General features: G+C 71.9%; 2 protein-coding genes. One reads left to right on the forward strand and one right to left on the reverse strand.

The genetic code is table 11. The features are described from left to right. Positions 1–386 precede the first annotated feature (386 nt). Positions 387–1,244 (forward strand): AraC family transcriptional regulator, encoded by an 858-nt coding sequence (locus tag DBR36_RS13630; RefSeq protein ID WP_108320241.1) that lies wholly within the window; start codon positions 387–389, stop codon positions 1,242–1,244. A gap of 34 nt (positions 1,245–1,278) precedes the next feature. On the opposite strand, the gene DBR36_RS18510 is transcribed toward DBR36_RS13630, so the two are convergent. Then, on the reverse strand, positions 1,279–1,937 hold a 659-nt coding region (locus tag DBR36_RS18510), incomplete at its 5' end, for a molybdopterin cofactor-binding domain-containing protein (RefSeq protein ID WP_258222852.1).

Raw genomic sequence — 1,937 nt, forward strand, 5'->3', positions numbered from 1 at the left:
GGGGTCGAGAGGGGCGGGGCTCCGCCCGGGAGAAACCCGACCCGGGGCCGGTCGTCGCGACCGGTTCGCCCGGATCGCCGCCCCCTCTCACGGCCCGTGTGCCTTCGCCTCCCGACACAGGGTGATGACGTCGTGTTCGCCTTCTGAGAGATCGGGTGAAGAGGCTGCGGTCACCCCGGCGGCGCGGACGCCCTGGGCTTCACGGGTTCCGGCCGCCGGCGCGGGCCGGTGTGAGAGGAGGGCGATGCACGGCCACGGCGCATCATCCCGACGCGCGTGCGGCACGCGCGGCACGGCTACCGAGACCGAGCCTCCAGGATCGGACGAGCGCGTTCCTGACGGTATGACGTGACGCGCGAGGCGGCGACGAAGGGGGATCACCACGCATGCTGCGGCTGGAAGGAGACGACGCCTCCCGGTGGTTCGCCGACCGTGCGCTCGATGCCCGCGCACTCACCCCAGCTACGCCCGTCGTCTTCGTCGACGAGATCACCCTGGCCGAGATGACGGTGCGGCGCGTGTGGCACACACCGATGTCGATCCGCCCGGCCGCGGCTGACGCGGGGACCCTGCCGAGCACTCTCGTCCTGCAGGCCGAGGGACAGACGGAGTGGTCGTGGTCGAGCGGCGAGATCAGCATCGTCTGCGAAGAGGGAGGAGCGGTGATGTTCCCGGCGGATGCTCTCGGCGGCGCGGTCTGCCGGGCACCGTCCGGTCGGATCGAGGTCGAATCGGCGCATCTGCCGGTCGAGGGGCCCTCGACTCTGCCGGGAACGGACGACGGACCCGTCTGGAAGGCCCTCGCCTCGACCGTGAACGCCATCTTCAACACCGAGACCAGGGTCACCCCCGCCGCGAGCGATCCGCTGCGCGACGCGATCGAGAAGCTGTGCATCGCTTTGATCGCGAGTCGACGCCGCGGTGGCGACGAGACCGGCGGTTCGGGGGCCACCTACGCCGCCGCGATGACGATCATCCACGAGCAATCAGTGCGCCCCGACTTCTCGGTCGAAGAGCTCGCTGCGCTGCTCGGAATCTCGCGCCAGTATCTGACCCGGGTGTTCGCCCGTCATGGCCGGACGCCTCGAGACGCGGTGCGCGCCCGCCGGTGGGAAGTCGCAGAGGGGTTGCTCGCCGCGGGGTACCGCACGGCCGACGCGGTCGCACGCTCGGGCTTCCCCTCGGCGCGCGCCCTCGCGCACGCCCGTCGCGAGCTGCGCCGCCGGGTCGAAGGGGTCGAGTGAACAACGGGGCCCCGCGCGCCCGTCGTCTCGGGCGTCAGTCCTGAGCCAGCCGCCACACCCGGTCGCGCGAGAACGGCAGCTCGTAGCCGCGCCGCCCCAGGGCGCGCGACACCGCGTTGCCGATCGCCGCGCCCACGGGGTTGTACGGCGATTCGCTCATCGACTTGGCTCCGAACGGTCCCAGGGTGTCGTCGGTCCGGGCGAAGAGGACCTCGGTGTCGGGAACGTCGGCGAACTGCGGCACCCGGTAGGTGCGGAACACCGGGTTCTTCACCACGCCGTCCTCGAGCAGCACCTCTTCGTACAGCGCGCCGCCGAGGGCCTGCGCGGCACCGCCCTCGATCTGGCCGCGACACTGCGCGGGATTGATCACCACGCCCGCGTCCGCGCTCTGCACCGACTGCAGCACCCGCACTGTTCCCGTCTCGGCATCCACCGCCACCCGCACCGCGTGGACATTGAACGCGAGCGATCGCAGGTCGCCGAACTCCGCTCCGTCGGCCGTCAGGCCGTTCTCGTCGAGCAGCGAGGCGGGCGCCGCCGCCACGATGCGGTCCCACGTGACGACCTCGTCGCCGACGGTGACACCGGATGCCGACATCTCGGCGGTCGTGACATCCCCTCCCGCGAGGTCGGCGGCGATCTCGGTCATGCGTCGCCGCAGCGCGACGCACGCGGCGTGGAGCGCCTTGC

Origin of the sequence: Microbacterium sp. HMWF026, assembly GCF_003061325.1 — a bacterium.
In the GTDB taxonomy this organism is placed as follows: domain Bacteria; phylum Actinomycetota; class Actinomycetes; order Actinomycetales; family Microbacteriaceae; genus Microbacterium; species Microbacterium testaceum_E.

What these genes read in the sequence shown, in the direction of transcription:
- DBR36_RS13630 (WP_108320241.1), top strand. Translation starts at nt 387, where the DNA reads ATGCTGCGGCTGGAAGGAGACGACGCCTCCCGGTGGTTCGCCGACCGT.